Origin of the sequence: Agrobacterium tumefaciens, from assembly GCF_031801495.1 — a bacterium.
GTDB classification, from domain to species: Bacteria; Pseudomonadota; Alphaproteobacteria; order Rhizobiales; family Rhizobiaceae; genus Agrobacterium; species Agrobacterium tumefaciens_K.
Genome location: NZ_JAOEGC010000002.1, coordinates 700,071 through 718,454, shown reverse-complemented (window position 1 = coordinate 718,454; position 18,384 = coordinate 700,071). Strand labels below are relative to the sequence as shown.

At 60.4% G+C, this 18,384-nt stretch carries 15 protein-coding genes; 7 read left to right on the top strand and 8 right to left on the bottom strand.

All coding sequences use genetic code 11. The features are described from left to right. Positions 1–10: 10 nt before the first annotated feature. The gene (locus tag N7578_RS12875) at positions 11–1,375 is read left to right on the top strand and encodes a dicarboxylate/amino acid:cation symporter (RefSeq protein ID WP_311110709.1); all 1,365 of its coding nucleotides are present in this window, start codon (positions 11–13) and stop codon (positions 1,373–1,375) included. 129 nt (positions 1,376–1,504) lie between these two features. Continuing rightward, positions 1,505–1,777 (top strand): hypothetical protein, encoded by a 273-nt coding sequence (locus N7578_RS12870; protein ID WP_311110708.1) that lies wholly within the window; start codon positions 1,505–1,507, stop codon positions 1,775–1,777. On the opposite strand, the gene ppdK is transcribed toward N7578_RS12870, so the two are convergent. Beyond that, entirely contained in the window at positions 1,755–4,475 is a 2,721-nt protein-coding gene (gene ppdK / locus N7578_RS12865; RefSeq protein ID WP_311112496.1) for a pyruvate, phosphate dikinase, read from the bottom strand. The two genes, N7578_RS12870 and ppdK, sit on opposite strands and share 23 nt — an antisense overlap. A 225-nt stretch (positions 4,476–4,700) precedes the next feature. Between ppdK and N7578_RS12860 the strand changes: the two genes are divergently transcribed. Then, a complete protein-coding gene (locus tag N7578_RS12860) occupies positions 4,701–5,678 on the top strand; it encodes a VOC family protein (RefSeq protein ID WP_311110707.1) in 978 nt (325 codons plus the stop codon). A 270-nt stretch (positions 5,679–5,948) separates the two neighbouring features. Here the strand turns inward: N7578_RS12860 and N7578_RS12855 are convergent, their stop codons facing one another. From N7578_RS12855 to N7578_RS12845, 3 genes are all read right to left on the bottom strand, one after another. Next, the gene (locus N7578_RS12855; RefSeq protein ID WP_311110706.1) at positions 5,949–9,413 is read right to left on the bottom strand and encodes a chromosome segregation SMC family protein; all 3,465 of its coding nucleotides are present in this window, start codon (positions 9,411–9,413) and stop codon (positions 5,949–5,951) included. A gap of 84 nt (positions 9,414–9,497) precedes the next feature. Continuing rightward, positions 9,498–10,178, bottom strand: coding sequence for a DsbA family protein (locus N7578_RS12850; RefSeq protein ID WP_311110705.1), 681 nt, complete (start codon positions 10,176–10,178; stop codon positions 9,498–9,500). A 132-nt stretch (positions 10,179–10,310) separates the two neighbouring features. Then, positions 10,311–10,823, bottom strand: coding sequence for a DUF721 domain-containing protein (locus N7578_RS12845; protein WP_311110704.1), 513 nt, complete (start codon positions 10,821–10,823; stop codon positions 10,311–10,313). Between the two features lie 98 nt (positions 10,824–10,921). Here N7578_RS12845 and mutY point away from each other — a divergent pair, with 98 nt between their 5' ends. Then, complete coding sequence (gene mutY, locus N7578_RS12840) at positions 10,922–12,025, top strand: A/G-specific adenine glycosylase (RefSeq protein ID WP_311110703.1); 1,104 nt, start codon at positions 10,922–10,924, stop codon at positions 12,023–12,025. A 50-nt stretch (positions 12,026–12,075) separates the two neighbouring features. Beyond that, positions 12,076–12,687 (top strand): HAD family phosphatase, encoded by a 612-nt coding sequence (locus tag N7578_RS12835; protein WP_311110702.1) that lies wholly within the window; start codon positions 12,076–12,078, stop codon positions 12,685–12,687. A gap of 456 nt (positions 12,688–13,143) precedes the next feature. Here N7578_RS12835 and N7578_RS12830 read toward each other — a convergent pair whose 3' ends face one another. Beyond that, the gene (locus N7578_RS12830) at positions 13,144–14,289 is read right to left on the bottom strand and encodes a site-specific DNA-methyltransferase (RefSeq protein ID WP_311110701.1); all 1,146 of its coding nucleotides are present in this window, start codon (positions 14,287–14,289) and stop codon (positions 13,144–13,146) included. A 295-nt stretch (positions 14,290–14,584) separates the two neighbouring features. On the opposite strand from N7578_RS12830, the gene N7578_RS12825 reads away from it, so the two are divergent. Further along, the gene (locus N7578_RS12825; protein ID WP_422646724.1) at positions 14,585–15,625 is read left to right on the top strand and encodes a hypothetical protein; all 1,041 of its coding nucleotides are present in this window, start codon (positions 14,585–14,587) and stop codon (positions 15,623–15,625) included. Here N7578_RS12825 and N7578_RS12820 read toward each other — a convergent pair. The 3 genes from N7578_RS12820 to N7578_RS12810 form a co-directional block, all read right to left on the bottom strand. Next, positions 15,615–16,028, bottom strand: coding sequence for a DUF1284 domain-containing protein (locus N7578_RS12820; protein WP_311112495.1), 414 nt, complete (start codon positions 16,026–16,028; stop codon positions 15,615–15,617). The two genes, N7578_RS12825 and N7578_RS12820, sit on opposite strands and share 11 nt — an antisense overlap. 32 nt (positions 16,029–16,060) lie before the next feature. Continuing rightward, positions 16,061–16,639 carry a biotin transporter BioY gene (locus tag N7578_RS12815; protein ID WP_311110699.1) on the bottom strand — a complete coding sequence of 193 codons (579 nt, stop codon included), beginning with the start codon at positions 16,637–16,639 and terminating at the stop codon, positions 16,061–16,063. Positions 16,640–16,820: 181 nt separating this feature from the next. Continuing rightward, entirely contained in the window at positions 16,821–17,501 is a 681-nt protein-coding gene (locus tag N7578_RS12810; protein ID WP_311110698.1) for a GntR family transcriptional regulator, read from the bottom strand. Between the two features lie 183 nt (positions 17,502–17,684). Between N7578_RS12810 and N7578_RS12805 the strand changes: the two genes are divergently transcribed. Beyond that, positions 17,685–18,374: an HAD family hydrolase gene (locus N7578_RS12805; protein WP_311110697.1), complete on the top strand. Its 690-nt coding sequence runs from the start codon at positions 17,685–17,687 to the stop codon at positions 18,372–18,374. The last annotated feature ends 10 nt before the right edge of the window (positions 18,375–18,384 follow it).

Here is an 18,384-nt window from a genome sequence, read left to right as displayed (position 1 = left end):
GAGACGTATCATGTCACAGGCAACGTCGCCTTCCCGCCCCTCGGGGTCGAAACCCTTTTATCGCAACTTCGGCTTCCAGGTGCTGAGCGCCATGGTCGTCGGCCTGTTGCTCGGGCTTCTTGCACGCAATATCGGCCCGGACGCCGCAGGCAGCCAGAACTGGCTATCCGTGACGCTTCAGACCATCGGCAGCATTTTCGTGCAGCTTCTGCGCGCCCTCGTTCCGCCGCTGATCTTCACCGCCATCGTCGCATCGATCGCCAATCTGAAGAATCTCAGCAATGCCGCGAAGCTCGTGTGGCAGACCTTGTTGTGGTTCGCCATCACGGCGCTGATTTCCGTGGTCATCGGCATCGCACTCGGCCTCATCATCCAGCCCGGCCTGAACACGGCCATTGCGAACACAGCGGCGGCTGCGCCGTCCTCCACCGGTTCCTGGCTCGATTTCCTCAAGGGGTTGGTCCCAGCAAACGTGTTCGGCCTTGAAGCCTCGACCAGGCTCAACAACGGTTCCGCCAGCACCTCGCTGAACTTCAACGTGCTGCAGCTTCTCGTCGTATCGATTGCCTTCGGCGTTGCGGCGCTCAAGGCTGGCAAGTCGGCAGAGCCGTTTCTGGCGTTCAACCAGTCGCTCCTCGCCATCGTGCGCAAGATCCTGTGGTGGGTCATCCGCCTGACGCCCATCGGCACGATCGGTCTGCTTGGCCGCGCCGTCGACCAGTACGGCTGGACGACGCTCTCCCAGCTCGGCTGGTATGCGGCGGCAGTCTACATCGGGCTGGCGCTGGTACTTTTCGTGGTTTATCCCGCCCTGCTCATCGCCCATGGCCTGAAACCGTCGCGCTTCTTTGCCGGAGCATGGCCGGCCATCCAGCTCGCCTTCGTTTCGCGTTCCTCCATCGGCACCCTGCCCGTGACAGAAACCGTGACAGAGAAAAGCCTTGGCGTACCGCGTGAATACGCAGCTTTCTCGGTGCCGCTCGGTGCGACGACCAAGATGGACGGCTGCGCGGCCATCTATCCGGCAATTTCGGCAATCTTCATCGCCCAGTTCTTCCAGGTGCCGCTCGGTATTCAGGAATATGTGCTGATCGTTTTCGTCTCGGTGCTCGGCTCGGCGGCAACCGCCGGTCTGACGGGTGCTGTGGTCATGCTGACACTGACACTTTCGACGCTCGGCCTGCCGCTCGAAGGCGTCGGCCTGCTGCTTGCCATCGATCCGATCCTCGACATGGGCCGCACGGCGGTCAACGTCGCGGGCCAGGCGCTTGTACCGACCATCGTCGCCAAGCGTGAGGGCATTCTCGATGAAGCCGTCTACAACAACGCCAAGGACATCGACACGCTCGATGACCGTGACGTCGCAACGGCGTAATATGTCATCCGGCACACGATGCCGGATGCAACTTTCCCGGTTGAAACCGCTTTTCCCGAACAGGAAACAGGCGTATCAAACGCGGCATCCATGATTGCTGCGTTTGATACAGGTTTAGGGAGAAACAAGATGCGCGTTTCCATCGTTCTCGGCTCGCTGGCGGCCATGCTGGCGCTCACCGCCTGCCAGACAATGACGCCGGAAGAACGCCGCGCCCGCGACGAATCGACATGCCGCGCTTACGGCTTCCGCCCCGGCACCGACCCGATGGCGGGTTGCCTTCTGGATCTGGAAATGGATCGCCGCGCCGACAACCGCGCCTGGCAGGCGCAGATGAATCGCGACATGTTCTACCGCCCCGTAGTGGTGGAGCGGCGCATCATCGTCCAACAGAACCCCTGACGGGAATGAAGGCAACGTTGCTGACAACCTCTTCGGTTTTCGCAACGAGTGCCGCCTGCGCAGCGGCAAGGCGTGCGATCGGCACACGGAAGGGCGAGCAGGACACGTAGTCCAGACCGGCATCCTCACAGAAATGGATGGATGCAGGATCCCCGCCATGTTCACCGCAGATGCCAAGTTTCAAATCAGGCCGGGTCTGGCGCCCGCGTTCGGCCGCGATGCGGATCAGTTCTCCCACGCCGTCGAAATCGAGCGAGATGAACGGATCGCGCTCGATGATGCCCTTGCGCTGGTATGTATCGATAAAGCGGGCCGCATCATCTCGGGAAATACCGAAGGTCGTCTGTGTCAGGTCGTTCGTGCCGAAGGAGAAGAACTCGGCCGCCTCGGCAATGACGTGGGCGCGCAGGGCAGCACGCGGCAACTCGATCATCGTGCCGGACAGATACTCGATCGTCATGCCGCTTTCTTTCGCGACCTCGGCGGCAACACGGTCGATGACGCCACGGACGTAATCCAACTCCGACCGCAGTCCGACAAGCGGCACCATGATTTCCGGAACGACCGGCGCACCCGTCACGCGGGCTGCCTCCACTGCCGCCTCGAAGATCGCGCGCGCCTGCATCTCGGCGATTTCCGGGTAGGAAATGGCAAGACGGCAACCGCGATGCCCAAGCATCGGATTGAATTCGTGAAGCGCATCCAGCCGCTGGCGGAACACCGTCTGCGGCATGCCCATGGCAGCCGCGACCTCGACGATTTCGCCATCGGTTTTCGGCAGGAATTCATGCAACGGCGGATCGAGCAGGCGGATGGTAACCGGCAGGCCGTGCATGATGGTGAAAAGCTCGGTGAAGTCCGAACGCTGCATCGGCAGAAGCTCATCCAGCGCGGCGCGCCTGCCTTTTTCGCTTTCGGCAAGGATCATCTCACGCATGACGTGGATGCGGTCGCCCTCGAAGAACATATGTTCCGTACGGCAAAGCCCGATGCCTTCGGCTCCGAAGGCCCGCGCCGCGCGCGCATCGGCGGGCGTGTCTGCATTCGTGCGTACCGTCATGCGACGGGCGCGATCGGCCCATTGCATCAGCTTGCCGAAATCGCCGGAAAGCTCCGGCTGCGTCATCGGCACCTCGCCCTTCATGACACGGCCGGAAGAGCCGTCGATGGTGATGACGTCACCCCGCTTCAGCATGCAACCGACGCCGATCAGCACACGGTTGCGCATATCGACGCGCATTGACCCAGCGCCGGTGACGCAGGGAATGCCCATGCCGCGCGCTACCACCGCGGCGTGGCTGGTCATGCCGCCGCGGGTCGTCAGAATGCCTTCGGCGGCATGCATGCCGTGAATGTCTTCGGGGCTGGTTTCGATGCGCACCAGAATGACGCGCCTCCCTTCCGCTTCCGCCGCAACCGCTTCTTCTGCGGTGAAGACGATCTCGCCAGTCGCAGCACCCGGAGAGGCGGGCAGACCGGAACCGATGATCGGCCTCGAAACATCCGGGTCGATGGTCGGGTGCAGGAGCTGGTCGAGCGATGAGGGCTCAATCCGGCAGACTGCCTCCTCCTCCGAAATCAGCCCTTCCTCGACCATGTCGACGGCAATCTTCATGGCCGCACGCGTGGTGCGCTTGCCGTTTCTGGTCTGCAGCATCCAGAGCTTGCCGCGCTCGATGGTGAATTCCAGATCCTGCATGTCGCGGTAATGGGTTTCCAGCCGTTTGCAGATCGCCGTGAATTCGGCAAAAGCCTCCGGCATCAGCTTTTCCATCGATGGCTTCTCGGAGCCGGATGTTATGCGGGCGGCCTCGGTGATGGACTGCGGCGTGCGAATGCCCGCCACGACATCCTCGCCCTGCGCATTGACGAGAAACTCGCCGTACAGCTCCGGTTCGCCCGTGGAGGGATTGCGGGTAAAGGCAACGCCGGTTGCGGAAGAAGAGCCAAGATTGCCGAAAACCATGGCCTGCACATTGACCGCCGTTCCCCAATCGCCCGGAATATTGTGAAGATGGCGGTAGGTGACGGCACGATGGCTTGTCCAGCTTGCGAAGACGGCACCGATGGCGCCCCACAGCTGCACATGGCAATCCTGCGGAAATTCCTCGCCCAGTTCATCTTCGATCAGCTTCTTGTACAGCGAAACGACATGCTGCCATTCGACTGCACCAAGGTCAGTATCGTATTCATGGCCGAGACGGCTTTTCTCGTCTTCAAGAATTTCCTCGAACAGTTCGTGATCGAGGCCCATGACGACATCGGCATACATCTGGATGAAGCGGCGGTAGCTGTCCCAGGCAAAGCGCGCATCTCCGGCATCGTGGCCGAGCGCCTGCACCGTCTCGTCGTTGAGGCCGAGGTTAAGCACCGTATCCATCATGCCCGGCATGGAGGCGCGGGCGCCGGAACGCACGGAGAGCAGCAGCGGATGCGCGCTGCCGCCGAATTTCCGGCCGGTCATGGTTTCCATGCCGCGCAGGCCAGACATTACCTGCAGTTTCAGTTCTTCGGGAAGATCGCGGCCGCTCTTGTGATATAACGCACAGGCATCGGCAATGATCGTGAGGCCGGGAGGGACAGGCAGGCCGAGACTTGCCATTTCGGCAAGGTTTGCCCCTTTGCCGCCCAGTATCGCTGTATCAGCCGCCCTGCCTTCGGCAACACCGTTGCCGAAAGTGTAGACCCACTTTTTCATTGCACGCTCTCCACCCAGAAGCGTTGTCATTTTTCTATCATGTACAGCATTGGCAGCGCATTGGAAACGTTGCGGCCCCAAGTTTACATCGCAGTGCAGCATAAATGCGGCAAGATCATCTCAAGAATTGCCGCAAAGCGGATTTACGGACGTGGTGACGCATTCGTGTAGTGCGCACAAGCGGAGTGTTAGCTTAACAAAAAATAGTTCAAAAAGAGATTTTCCATGCTGCTGACCAGACGTCACACCCTGAAACTCGCCGGGATTTCCTGCGCCGCATCGGCACTTGCCGGTGCTGTACGCGCCGAAGGCGGGGCAGTTGCAGCTCCAGCGGCAACCAATCCGCCCTTTGCCTTGACAACACCCATTCATGTCGGCGAAGCCGCACTCAAGGTGCGCGATATCGATGCCATGAAGGCCTATTACCAGTCCGTTCTGGGCCTGCGAGAAATCGCGCAGACCGCACGCGGCGTCACGCTCGGCACCAATGGCTTCCCCTTGCTGCATCTGGTGCACAAGCCCGCCGCGGATTTCGAAGGTCCCAACTCGGCGGGCCTTTTTCACATCGCCTACCTGATGCCGACCCGCAAGGATCTGGCCCGCTGGCTGGTCCACGCGGCTGCCACGCAGGTTCCGCTGACCGGCTTTGCCGATCACAATGTCAGCGAGGCCATCTATCTCAACGATCCCGAAGGCAACGGCATCGAGGTCTACAGCGACCGTCCCAGCGACGAATGGATATGGACTGGCGACGTCGTGAAGATGGGCACGGAGCAGCTCGATATCGACGATCTGGTTTCCCTGACGAACATCAGAAAGGACGATTACGAGATTGCACCCGAGGCGCTGCGGATCGGGCATGTTCATCTGAAGGTGGGGAAAATCGATACCGCACGCGCATTTTATCAGCAGGCTCTGGGTTTGCAGTCCACGCGTGGCGAGCGCAAGGACGCGTCATTCCTGTCATCCGGGCGTTACCATCATCATCTCGCCGTCAACACATGGAGCAGCGAAGGTGCGGGCGAACGGAATGTCGCGGAAACGGGCCTAGACTGGTTTTCCCTGACGGTGCGCAATCCGGATGACATTCTGGCGCAAAAGGAACGGCTGCGCGAGGGTGGGTACGTGCTGGTTGAAATGGAGGACGGAGCCATCGAGGCAATCGATCCGTGGGGAACGCGCCTGCGGCTCATACCGGCGTAAGCTGGCAAGCCATGCCTCCCCCTTTTTGTCATTGTGGCTTAAGGCCGAAACAGCTTTAAAAAAGAAAGCCTTGCGAGGCCACAGCGCAGGCCTCGCAAGGCTTGCCATCCGGTACAGGAACCCGGATGGGGGGTCAGACAATCGGTCAATTGGCGGTCGGTTGGTAAACCCGTGCCATGAGCAGAGAATAACAGAATGACTGCCTATGTCCCTCACCCGAAAGGGTGATACGCCTACGTCAAACAACGTAAGAATTTTCGAAATCGTCGATTAAACCGCTTCCCGCAGCTGCTCTGCAGTCTGCAGATCCACGGACACGAGCTGCGACACACCCTGCTCGGCCATCGTGACACCGAACAGGCGGTTCATGCGCGCCATGGTGATGGGGTTGTGGGTGATGATGACGAAGCGCGTTTCCGTCGACGACACCATCTCGTCCATCAGGTTGCAGTAGCGCTCGACGTTGTGGTCGTCGAGCGGCGCGTCTACCTCGTCAAGCACGCAGATCGGCGCGGGGTTGGTGAGAAAGACGGCAAAGATCAGCGCCATGGCCGTCAGCGCCTGTTCCCCGCCAGAGAGCAGCGTCATGGTCTGCGGTTTCTTGCCGGGCGGGCGGGCAAGAATTTCAAGACCCGCTTCAAGCGGGTCGTCGGATTCGATCAGCTGCAACTCCGCCGTTCCGCCACCGAAAAGATGGGTGAACAGCCGCTGGAACTGCGTGTTGACGACATCGAAAGCGGCGATCAGGCGTTCACGTCCCTCGCGGTTGAGGTTCTGGATACCAGCGCGCAGTTTGCGAACCGCATCGATGATGTCGTCGCGTTCCTTGATGAGTGCCGCCAGTTTGGCGGAAAGCTCCGCCTGCTCTTCCTCGGCGCGCAGGTTGACCGCACCAAGCCGTTCGCGTTCGATTTTCAGGCGGTCGAGGTCGCGCTCCACGTCGCGCACGTCAGGAACAGGCGCATCCGGTGCAAGGCCGGTCAGCCGCAAGGCCATGTGGGGTTCGGTGTTCAGGGCTTCGCGGATGCGCTGTTCGGTTTCCTGCCGTTTTTCTCTTGCCGAAACCAGCCGTTCCTCGGCGCGTCCACGCTTTTCGCGGGCCTCGGCGAGTTCGGAGAGGGCGGTCGCGGCAATCCTGTCCGCATCGCGTTGGAGGTTTTCTGCCTCGACCAGCCGGTCGGCAGCGTCGCGACGCCCCTCTTCCGCCTTCTGCAACTCGTTCAGAAGCGCGCGGCGCTTCTCATCGAACTCTTCCGGCGCGATATCCAGCTCGGCGATTTCCTCACGCGCCTCTTCCTCGCGCTCGCGCAGCGTGGCGATATGATCGGCAGCGCTTGCGGCCCTCGCAGCCCACGTGGAACGCTCCTGCACAATCGCCTGCATGCGGCGCTGACGGCTTTCCGCCTCCCGGTTCAGTCCTTCGTGACGGGCACGCGCCTCCGCAACGAGACTACGGTCGGTCGCGACTTCAAGCTGGCTCTCCCGCAGGCGAAGATCGAGAGACGACAGATCCGGCGCATCTTCCATCTCGATACGGGCGTTTTCTTCCTGAACCGCGATCTCTTCAATCTGCGCGGCAATCTGGTTGACGGCTTCCGACACCACATCGCGGCGACGCAGCAGGTCGCCGGAAGCGCGCTCCGCCGCAGACAGCGCATCCCGGGCCTCGGCGAGCTGGCGGGCAACCAGGCGACTGCGGTCACGCGCCTCCGACAGCCGCAGTTCGGACAGGCGGATTTCCTCGGTTGCGGACGAAAGCTGCTCTTCGGCTTCCGACAGAATATCGCGGGCTTCTTCCAGCTCCGTTTCAATTTCCACAAGACGGTTCTTCTGCGAGAGGCGAAGGGCTGCGGCACCCGGCGCATCGGCACCGGCCACATGGCCGTCCCATCGCACCAGCGCGCCATCGCGGGTGACGAGCCGCTGGCCCGCCTTGAGCGACGGCATCAGCCGCAATGCTTCGGACATATCCGCAACGACGCCGATCTGTGCCAGAGCACGGGCCAGCGCCTGTGGTGCACGGGCATAATCGAGAAGTGGTCTGACGCCGGACGGCAGGGCTGGATCGCCCGACCCGTCGCCGTTCACCATCCAGTAGGCCGCAGCAGCCTTATCGAGCGAACTTTCCAGATCGTCGCCAAGGGCCGCGCCAAGCGCCGCCTCGAAGCCGCGCTCCACCGTCAGTTCTTCGGCAACCGGCGTGAAGCCGCCCGTCGAGGCGCCCGTCGCCAGAATTTTGGCAATGGTACGGGCTTCCGTTTCAAGACCGTTCAGGCGGCCTCTCGCCGCCTCCAGCGGCCCACGGGCCAGCGCCTCGGTGGAACGCGCCTCGGCGACCGCCGTTTCAGCTTCCTCCGCCACGATCGCGGCGTCCTCGACGGCGATCTCCGCAGCCTCGACCGTTTCGCGGCGCTCGGCCGGATCGGGAAGACCAGAGAGCTTTTCATCGATGGCGTCGATTTCGGCGGACGCCTCCTGCGACTGCCGCTCCAGCCGCATCTTGCGGTCGGTAAGATCACGGATGGCGCGCTCGAGCTGCTGGCGCGAGGCCGCAGCCTCGGCGCGTTCGGCGGTCAATGCCGCGAACACGGTTTCGCTTTCGGCAAGTTTTGCGGCAGCAGCTTCGAAGGCTTCCTTCGTCTCCTCGGCGTAACGCCCGGAATCGGACAGGATTTCCAGAAGTTCCGCCTCTTCCTCGTCCAGCCGGGACAGGATCAGCGCGTTGTCGGAAACCAGCCGCTCTTCACGGACGATATCCTCGCCAAGCTGTGCCAGCCGCCGCGCCAGCTCATCGCGACGGCGCAGCAGGCGGTTCGCCTCATCATCCAGTTGTGTGCGAGCAATCTGCAAACGCTGGAGGGTGGCGGCGATCCTGGCTTCGTTTTCACGCAGTTCCGGCAGTTTCAGGCTGGCGATGCCCTGCTGTTTTGCGGCTTCCATCTGCGCCTGCGCCTTTTCGGCGACGATGACGGTTGCCTGATTGAGCGCGCTTTCAGATTCACCCTCAGCCTGCTTCGCCTCGACCCAGCGGATATGCAGCAGCGTCGCTTCGCGCGCGCGGATATCGGCGGACAGCATCTTGAAGCGGTTGGCCTGACGCGCCTGCCGCTTCAGGCTTTCGATCTGGCTTTCAAGCTGGGCGGTGACGTCTTCCAGGCGCTCCAGATTTGTTTCAGCAGCACGAAGACGAAGTTCCGCCTCATGCCGGCGCGAATGAAGGCCGGAAATGCCGGCTGCCTCTTCCAGCAACTGCCGGCGAGCCTGCGGCTTGGCATTGATGAGTTCACCGATGCGCCCCTGCCCCACCATGGAAGGCGAGCGAGCGCCGGTGGAGGCATCGGCAAACAGAAGCTGCACGTCCTTGGCACGGGCTTCCTTGCCATTGATGCGATAGACGGAGCCGTTTTCGCGTTCGATGCGGCGCGTGACCTGTATCTCGTCGCTATCGTTGAAGGCAGCGGGCGCGGTGCGGTCCGAATTGTCGAGATAAAGACCGACTTCGGCGGTGTTTCTGGCCGGGCGGTTGCCGGAACCGGAAAAGATGACGTCATCCATGCCGGATGCCCGCATGTTCTTGTAAGAGTTTTCGCCCATCACCCAGCGAAGCGCTTCGACAAGGTTGGACTTGCCGCAGCCATTCGGGCCGACAACACCGGTCAGGCCTGGCTCGATGATGAATTCGGACGGCTCCACGAAGGATTTGAAGCCAAGGAGGCGAAGCTTGTTGAACTTCATGCCAGCCCGCTTTCACTCATATGAGAGCAATAAAAAACGGGCGCACGGAAATATCCGCCGCCCGCTTTCATCAAAAAAAGCGGATCAGATGAGCTTGTCGATGACAGCCGACATGGTTTCAACCGACATGTCTCCCGCATACTTCTTGCCGTTGATGATGAACGTCGGCGTGGAGTTGACGCCGAATTCCGTCGCACCGCGTTGCATCGTTGCGTTCACATCATCCAGAAGCTTCTGGTTCGTCAAGCAGGCCTCGAAGGACTCCTGTGAAAAACCGGCCATTTTCGACATTTGCAGCAGCGCCGCGCGCGCATCCTGCGCGACAGCCCAGGTCTGCTGCTGCTTGAACAGCATGGAAACGAACGGGAAATACTGGCCCTGCGGTGCGCAGCGCGCCAGCATGAAGGCGGCGGCCGCACGCGGATCGAACGGGAATTCGCGGATGACAAAGTAGACCTTGCCGGTGTCGATGTACTTCTTCTTGATCTCGTCGAAGGTCGTGTTGTGGAAGTGCGCGCAGTGCGGGCAGGTCATCGACATGTATTCGACGATCTTGACGGGCGCATTCGCATCACCCAGCGCCTCTTCCGGAAGCGCACCGGGCTTCATGACTTCCGCCATGTCCACGTCACCGGTCGATTCCGGCAGTTCCTGGGCGCCTGCAACGCCGGGAATGGAAAGAAACGGAAGCGCGGTCGCACCGGCTGCGAAAGCAACGCCGCCGAGAAGGCTGCGACGGGAAACGGTCAATTCGGAAAAATGCATGAAAGCACCCTGTTGTAATAGACTCTATTGTCTTGCCAATCCGATATAGCGGCCACATGTTCATCACAAGCAGCCTTTGACACTCTTCTTGTCAAAGAATTGTGACCAGTCAAGGACGGAGGGCGCGCTGCTTCAAAATGCCCCCTTCCGGACAGGCTTGCGCTGGAGAACCGCGGTTCCAAGTCTTGTCACCGCCTTGCGCAGCGCCTCGCTCTCGATACCGTCCATCATGTCTTCCAGGCGTTTTGCCGCATCGCCGCGCAAGGACTGCGGTTTTCTCCTGCGGGTCATGGTCTGGGAAACGGGCTTTTGCACGATCCTGATCTGGCGGATGGCCGGGAAACCGAAAAAGCCGTTGATGCGGGCAATCAGTTCACCCTGCGCATGGGTCAGAAACAGGGCGCGCGCGCCTTCGCAGGCAATCGTCAGCACGCCCGACTGATAACCGCCGCGATCCGGCCCCTCGTCTCGGCGTGGCCAGGTAATTTTTTCAGGCCGGGTGCAATCGGCAAAGTCGTCACCGGCGATCTCGTCCCACGAGCCGAGCAACGCGGTGTTGATTCCCGCCCGCTTCGACAGGACAGGGTCCATGATGCCGTTGGCAATTTCGGCGATCTGTATGACGCCTTTCCGGGGATATCGCATTCTTTACTCGGGTTTTGAGGACGCACCGCGCCCGATCGTCTTGATCGGCCTCGGTGAATGAACCAAGTATAGGCCAAATCCAAGTGAAACGGCAAACCATGCTTCAAAAAACCGTTCCGTCGTCCGATGCGGCCACGTTGCTTCGATGGTACGACCGGCACCATCGCGAGCTTCCCTGGCGTACCTCGCCTGCCATGGCCGCGAAGGGAAATCGTGCCGATCCGTATCATGTCTGGCTTTCCGAGGTCATGCTGCAGCAAACGACCGTGCAGGCGGTAAAGCCTTATTTCGCCAAGTTTCTCAGCCTGTGGCCAACCGTTGGCGATCTGGCGGCGGCCCCTTCCGAAGAGGTGATGGCCGCATGGGCGGGGCTGGGTTATTACGCACGCGCCCGCAATCTCAAGAAATGCGCGGAAGCCGTGGCGAACGAGCACGGCGGCATCTTTCCCGACACGGAAGACGGCCTTCGCAAGCTGCCGGGAATCGGCGACTATACGGCGGCAGCGGTGGCAGCCATCGCCTTCAACCGGCAGGCGGCGGTGATGGATGGCAATGTCGAGCGCGTCATTTCGCGCCTCCATGCCATCGACGCCCCTCTTCCCGGTTCGAAACCGGCGATGAAGGCAAGAGTGGCGGAGATTACACCCGCTGACAGGCCGGGTGATTTCGCTCAGGCGATGATGGATCTGGGCGCCACGATCTGTACGCCAAAACGGCCAGCCTGCGCACTCTGTCCTTTCAACATTGACTGTCTGGCGCTGGCGACCGACGATCCGGAACGTTTCCCGGTGAAGGCGGCGAAGAAGGCAAAGCCGATCCGGCTGGGCGCCGCCTTCATCGCGGTAAACGCGAAGGGGGAAATTCTTCTGCGGCGACGCGAGGAGAGCGGTCTTCTGGGCGGTATGACCGAAGTGCCGACGACCGGCTGGACGGCGCGGATCGATGGCGGTACGGATGCGAGCCAAGCGCCCTTTGCCGCAGACTGGCAGGCGGCGGGAAGCATCGTGCATGTCTTCACGCATTTCGAGTTACGACTTTCCGTTTTCCGTGCGCAGGTTCCGGACGGGCTGCAAACCAGCCGTAATGACGGCTGGTGGGAGCCGGTCACAAATCTTGATGCACAGGCGCTGCCGACTGTAATGAAAAAGGCAATAACTCAGGCTATTCCGATGGCCTTCCAGGCCTCGGGCCGAGAGGTGTAAGGCGGTTTTCGGACCGCCCAATGCGCGTTTAAAAGCAGCAGGAACGTTTAATGACCAATATCCAGCATATCGTCTTCGACATCGGCAAGGTTCTGATCCACTACGATCCGCATATTCCTTACAGCCGCCTCATCCCCGATGCCGATGAGCGCAAGTGGTTTTTCGACAATATCTGCACACACGACTGGAATCTGGAGCAGGATCGCGGTCGCCGCTGGGAAGATGCCGAAGCGCTGCTGGTGGAGAAGTTTCCCGAGCGGGAAGAACACATCCGCGCCTTCCGCACATACTGGCACGAGATGGTTTCGCACTCTTATGACGATTCGGTCGCGATCATGCTCGGCCTTATCGATCAGGGTCGCGACGTGACGATGCTGACCAACTTCGCATCCGACACCTTCCGCGAAGCCCAGAAGATGTTTCCGTTCCTGACCAAGACGCGCGGCGTGACGGTTTCGGGCGACGTTGGCCTTATCAAGCCGGATGTGGCGATCTACGAGCTGCATGCCAGAGATTTCGGCCTCGACCCCGCTGCCAGCCTGTTCATCGACGATACGGCAGTCAATGTGGATGGCGCAAAGGCTGCGGGCTGGCAGGCGGTGCGCTTCACGGATGCTGAAACATTGAAGAAGGATCTTGCGCACTACGGCGTGACGATCTGAAATATTCTGACGCAGGCGGGAATGGCGGTCCCCTGCCTGCGTCAGCCTGACCGAAACCGGCCGGGATTCTCAAATCATGCTTCGGGGATGCGTTACGGCTTGTTCCGCCGCGTTCATCATTCCGATGAGGTGAACCTAGATGTTCACACTTGCGTGAACCTTGCAATGGATTTGATGATCGTCAATAAATTGTAACCTTGGAGTGTTGCGCATTCTTCTGAACGCTGTGGAAAAATGCTCCAACCTTCTGAAACCACGTACCTTTACTTCTGAAAATCGATTCCGATTTCCTGATAGATGCACCACATGAGTGCAGAAACAACAACGCCCGGCACGATGACGCGCCGGGCGTTGGTCGTTCCCCATCCGGGACTGAAGGTACTAAAACCGGACAGGGACATATGACTGGCAATGGCGGGCGGTGGATCGTTCGCCTTGAGCCTTTCGGCCTCGTGACTATTCAGCCTTTGCCAGTTCGCTGCGGATGACTGCTCGCAGATCGTCGATGGGTTTCAGCTGGTCGCCATCCTCGAAATGCCAGAACGTCCAGCCATTGCACGCGTCGAGCCCCTGCACTTTCGCGCCAAGGCGGTGAATGGAACCGGCGGCACCGCCGGACGCAATCGTACCATCGGCACGAATGATGGCGCTATAACGGCGCTTCGCATCCGTCAGAACCTGTCCGGGTCGGACAAGGCCGCTTTCCAGCAGCGTGCTGAACGCGACGCGCGGCTCGGCCTTTTTGCCGGTCATGACGGTGAGTTCAGCCTTGCCGAGCGGCTCGACGGCGGCGATACGCGCGGACGCCGCATCGATATACTGCTGCTCACGCTCGATGCCGACAAAATGACGGCCGAGGCGCTTGGCAACCGCACCCGTCGTGCCAGAACCGAAAAAGGGATCGAGAACCACATCACCGGGCTTTGTGGACGCCATGATGATGCGGGCCAGCAGGGCTTCCGGCTTCTGTGTCGGATGGACCTTCTTGCCGTCATCGCCTTTCAGCCGCTCGTGGCCGCTGCAGATCGGGAACAGCCAGTCGGAGCGCATCTGTACGTCGTCGTTCGAGGCTTTCAGCGCTTCATAGTTGAAGGTGTAGCTCTTCGCCTTCGAATCACGGCTCGCCCAGATCATTGTTTCATGGGCGTTCTGAAAACGGCGGCCCTTGAAGTTCGGCATGGGATTGGTCTTGCGCCAGACGATATCGTTGAGGATCCAGAAATTGAGATCCTGCAGCATCGCGCCGACGCGGAAGATGTTATGATAGGAGCCGATAACCCAGATCGTGCCATTGGGCTTCAGAACGCGGCGGCAGGCCAGAAGCCATGCGCGGGTGAAAGCATCATATGCTTCGAAGGACGCAAACTGGTCCCACTCGTCGTCCACTGCATCGACCAGCGACTGATCCGGACGGTGAAGCGTGCCACCAAGCTGGAGATTGTAGGGCGGATCGGCGAAAATCGCATCCACCGACTGGCTCGGAAGAGCATCCAAGGCAGCAACACAATCACCCTTGATGATGCTGTCTTTCCAGGCGTCGCTTTCACCTACACGATCAAAACCGGCGCGCCGAAAATCGGACAACGGAAAAACTGCTGCCATTGGTACTCGCTCCATACGCTTACTCTCTACTGACGCTTATGGTTACCGAAGATGGTTATCAAAGACTGAACAAGTCACGGAAATTTCGAAATAAACGCATGAGATTCCATATGCCTGCCCTCTGGCGGGCGAAGGATGGAACCCGCAGCCGTTCATAAACGTTGTGCACAACGGGTCATTGCGCGGGGTACGAGATGTCACGTGCCGATCGCAAATCGCGGGGGTGAACTTCAAAATGCACATCATGAAACAGACAGCAGTTTTTGCGGCAGGCGCGATTTCGTCCGGCCTCCTGATGACGGCCATTGCCACGCCCGCCTGGTCGCAGGCACCCAAGGCTGCTTTTAACGTCGTGACCGACGCCGTGCTTTTCGATGGCGGGCCGTCGCTCGGCGACAGCGCTGCGGTTCGCTGGGATTTCTACAAGGCCGATGCCACCGGACAACGGTCCGATGTCAACGCGGGAGGCTCCTACGATGCGACATTCGAGGCGAAGCTGCCCGCCGGCAGATATGTGGGCGTCGCAGCGCTCGGCAACATCGTCCGGGAAATCCCCTTCGAGGTGAAGGATGGCGCAACAGCGCGGCCAACGGCCAGCTTCAATGCCGCCGAGCTGACTGTCATTCCCCGGCGCAGCGCGGGCGGCGAAGTCGAGGCGCAGGCTAGAACCGAAATCACACAGGGATCTTTCACTGAAAGCGTCTACGGCGAAACCAGAACTTTCGTGCCTTCGGGCAAGATCACGCTTTCCGGCAGCATCGGCCCTGCCCGCGCCGAGGAAACACTCGACGTGAAGGCTGGCGAAACCCTGCGCCACGACCTCATCATTCCCAGCGGCGTCGTGATTGCAAAAGCAACCTATGCGAAAGACGGAAAAGCGGTGGAGACAGACGATATCCGCTTCGAAGCGCTTTCGGCCAAGGAAACGCTGGATGGCACCCGCCAGTCGATCAATGGCACGTACGGCATTGGCAAAGTGATGGAGATGCCGGCCGGCGACTTCGTGATGAGTGCCCGTCTTGGCAACGTAACCGTGCAGCAGCCCTTCACCGTCACGGCCGGGAAGCGCACCGAGCTGACAGTAAACCTCGACGCCGGTGTTCTTGCCGTCAACGCCCCCGGAGCAGAGCGGATCGACATCCTCGCAATCACGAAAGACCTTCAAGGTACCTCGGAGGAGATTTCCGGGCGCTATGCAACGAAGCACCAGGAAACGCTGCATCCGGGCGATTATTCGATCAGGGTCAGTTACGACAAGAAGACGAACCGTGAGCCGAAGGAAACCAGGGCAACGGTCAAGGCTGCCGAGCGTACCGAGATCAGCATCACGGAGTAATCTCGGCAGCGACGGCCTGATCGCCTATGCGGACGCCGTGAAAGCCCGATTCTGCAACCCGATCACAGAGCTTGTGCCACTGGCAGCCACGGCAGGCCTGCCTTATCCTGCCTGCGGCGAAGGCGGCCCGCAGTTCCAGCAGGAAGGCCGGCGAGACGTGAAAGCGCTTTCCCGCGCTGAACGTCTCGTTCATCAAGGCGGAGACCGAAAGCCGGGCGGCCTCGTCTCTCCGCAGCACGCTTGCATTAAAGCAATGTGCATCCTTCTCGCATAGAAGGCCGCGACAGATGTCGTCCGGACCTTCAACGAGTTCGATTTCCTCACCATCGTTCATACGCCGGGCGATCCGATCATAATTGATCGTGAAGCCCGGCGTATATCCCTTCCCCACATAGGTCAGCATGCAGAGAAGGTGATGGGCACGAAGGCGTATCGTCACGCAGCCGTCTTCCGACGCAGGGACACGGCCTTCAGAACGGAGGCAGCCAGCGCGGATTTCAATGCTGCGCCGAGGATAAAGGGAGCGACGCCCGCAATCCACGCCTTTTCAGCGCCGATCATGCCAGCCAGCCAGATCCATCCGAGTGCAAGGCACAGGAGGTTCGCAACGAGATGAAGCAGGAAGCCAGCAACGGGACGCTCGCCCGTCACACCCTTCTCGGTGACGAAACCGACGAGTAACGCCATGATCGGGAATGCGACGAGGTAACCCGCCGTCGGGCCGATGAAGGGTGCGATGCCGGATTTCAACCCGGAAAGAACCGGTAGGCCGACCATGGCTTCGGCCAGCCATGCAAGGACCGTCAGCGTGCCGAGACGCCAGCCGTACAGAGCGCCAATCATCGTCACCGCAAATGTCTGCATAGTGATCGGCACCGGCACCATCGGCACGGAAATCTGCGATGCAAGCGCCAGAACGAGCGTTCCGGCGACGATAAAGATCGCCTGCTGAACATAGGATCGTGCGGGAATGTCAAAAAATGCAATCGTGGAATTGCGCATCTCGGCTGCCATCTATCTCTCCTTTTAAAAATTATAGATAATTTCTGCGAGCGGCATATTGGTAGTTCAAATTTCCGCAGAAACGCAACAGAAGAAAGTGCAGGAAACGCCACGTGGAAATCATCCCTGTGGACGAAATCCATTATTATCGATATTAATCAGGTAATTATGGCGCTGTAAAATTATCTATAATTTATCCGACAATTGCAAAGGCGTCATGGACGGAACCGGATGACGTGCGGATCGCGGTGCGGCCGATCCATTGCACATGGCCATCAAGGATTCGGACCGCCTCTTCCGCGCGACCGCCACGCAGGGCGTCGATGATAGCGCGATGATCCGTATCGGTGCGCCGCTCCCACCCTGCCCTCCAGGCGGAAAACAGGAAACGGGCACTTGCGGCATGAAGGCCGTCGATCGCCTCCATCAGGCGCGGCATCTTACAGGGCGCCGTGATAAGGCGATGGAAGCGCCTGTTCGCCTCCTCCCAATGCTGGACGTTAAGCGCGTGGTCGCCCTCGACAGTCGCCGCCTCCGCTGCGTCGAGGATGACAGGCGTCATGTTGGGGATCGCATGGCGAAGCGCCAGCACCTCGAGTGCGGCGCGCATCTCGGCTACCTCACGTACGTCAGCAAGACCGAAATCCGCAACGCGCACGCCGCGACGCGGAATGCTGACGGCAAGCCCCTGCGCTTCCAGCCTGCGAAACGCCTCACGCACCGGCACATGCGACGCGCCGAATTCGGCAGCGACATGATCCTGACGCAGCCGCTCGCCGGGCGCCAGCTCGCCGCGAACGATACGGTCGGCGAGAGCGCGGCTTATGCGTGCGGCAATCGTGTCTTCAGGTCTGGCTCTGACTGTCTTGGGCATGTCATCCCATACCGCAAGTCACGCAAATCTGTGTAGCGGTTTTTACGCGGCCAGGAACCGAGCGGAGCCATGCCATGAACGCGGGCAACCGTTGCAGGTGCAACGGTTGAGCTTGAGGCTGACATGGTCTAAAAGCCCCGGCATCGCTTTTCTTCCACAACAGGCACGATACAGGGAGCGCCCATGAGCGGCTTCGACCTCATTATTTTCGACTGCGACGGCGTTCTGGTCGATTCCGAAATCATCGCGGCCCAGGTAGAATCCCGCCTGCTGACGGAGGCGGGTTACCCGATCTCCGTCGAGGAGATGGGTGAGCGCTTCGCCGGAATGACGTGGAAGAACATTCTTCTGCAGGTGGAGAACGAGGCTAGCATTCCGCTTTCAGCTTCTCTGCTCGACAAGTCGGAAAAGCTGCTCGACGCGCGGCTGGAACGAGACGTGAAAATTATCGAAGGCGTGAAGTTCGCTCTTTCGCGGCTGACGACGCCACGCTGCATCTGCTCCAACTCGTCCAGCCATCGTCTCGACATGATGCTCACGAAAGTCGGCCTGAAGCCCTATTTCGCGCCGCATATCTATTCCGCCAAGGATCTGGGGCCGGATCGCGTGAAGCCGAAACCGGACATCTTCCTGCATGGCGCAGCGCAGTTCGGCGTGTCACCGGATCGCGTCGTCGTCGTCGAGGATTCCGTTCACGGTATCCATGGCGCCCGGGCTGCGGGCATGCGCGTCATCGGCTTCACCGGCGCATCGCACACCTATCCGAGCCATGCCGACAAGCTGACCGACGCGGGCGCGGAAACCGTGATTTCCCGCATGCAGGATCTGCCCGCCGTCATCGCCGCCATGGCGGAATGGGAAGGCGCTTTCTGAGTAGCCGGAC

Coding starts and splice junctions, on each gene's coding strand:
- N7578_RS12850 (WP_311110705.1), bottom strand. CDS start 10,178: ATGCATTTTTCCGAATTGACCGTTTCCCGTCGCAGCCTTCTCGGCGGC.
- N7578_RS12855 (WP_311110706.1), bottom strand. CDS start 9,413: ATGAAGTTCAACAAGCTTCGCCTCCTTGGCTTCAAATCCTTCGTGGAG.
- N7578_RS12835 (WP_311110702.1), top strand. CDS start 12,076: ATGACCAATATCCAGCATATCGTCTTCGACATCGGCAAGGTTCTGATC.
- N7578_RS12820 (WP_311112495.1), bottom strand. CDS start 16,028: ATGCTGACCTATGTGGGGAAGGGATATACGCCGGGCTTCACGATCAAT.
- N7578_RS12830 (WP_311110701.1), bottom strand. CDS start 14,289: ATGGCAGCAGTTTTTCCGTTGTCCGATTTTCGGCGCGCCGGTTTTGAT.
- ppdK (WP_311112496.1), bottom strand. CDS start 4,475: ATGAAAAAGTGGGTCTACACTTTCGGCAACGGTGTTGCCGAAGGCAGG.
- N7578_RS12815 (WP_311110699.1), bottom strand. CDS start 16,639: ATGGCAGCCGAGATGCGCAATTCCACGATTGCATTTTTTGACATTCCC.
- N7578_RS12845 (WP_311110704.1), bottom strand. CDS start 10,823: ATGCGATATCCCCGGAAAGGCGTCATACAGATCGCCGAAATTGCCAAC.
- N7578_RS12810 (WP_311110698.1), bottom strand. CDS start 17,501: ATGCCCAAGACAGTCAGAGCCAGACCTGAAGACACGATTGCCGCACGC.
- N7578_RS12875 (WP_311110709.1), top strand. CDS start 11: ATGTCACAGGCAACGTCGCCTTCCCGCCCCTCGGGGTCGAAACCCTTT.
- N7578_RS12805 (WP_311110697.1), top strand. CDS start 17,685: ATGAGCGGCTTCGACCTCATTATTTTCGACTGCGACGGCGTTCTGGTC.
- N7578_RS12860 (WP_311110707.1), top strand. CDS start 4,701: ATGCTGCTGACCAGACGTCACACCCTGAAACTCGCCGGGATTTCCTGC.
- N7578_RS12870 (WP_311110708.1), top strand. CDS start 1,505: ATGCGCGTTTCCATCGTTCTCGGCTCGCTGGCGGCCATGCTGGCGCTC.
- N7578_RS12825 (WP_422646724.1), top strand. CDS start 14,585: ATGACGGCCATTGCCACGCCCGCCTGGTCGCAGGCACCCAAGGCTGCT.
- mutY (WP_311110703.1), top strand. CDS start 10,922: ATGCTTCAAAAAACCGTTCCGTCGTCCGATGCGGCCACGTTGCTTCGA.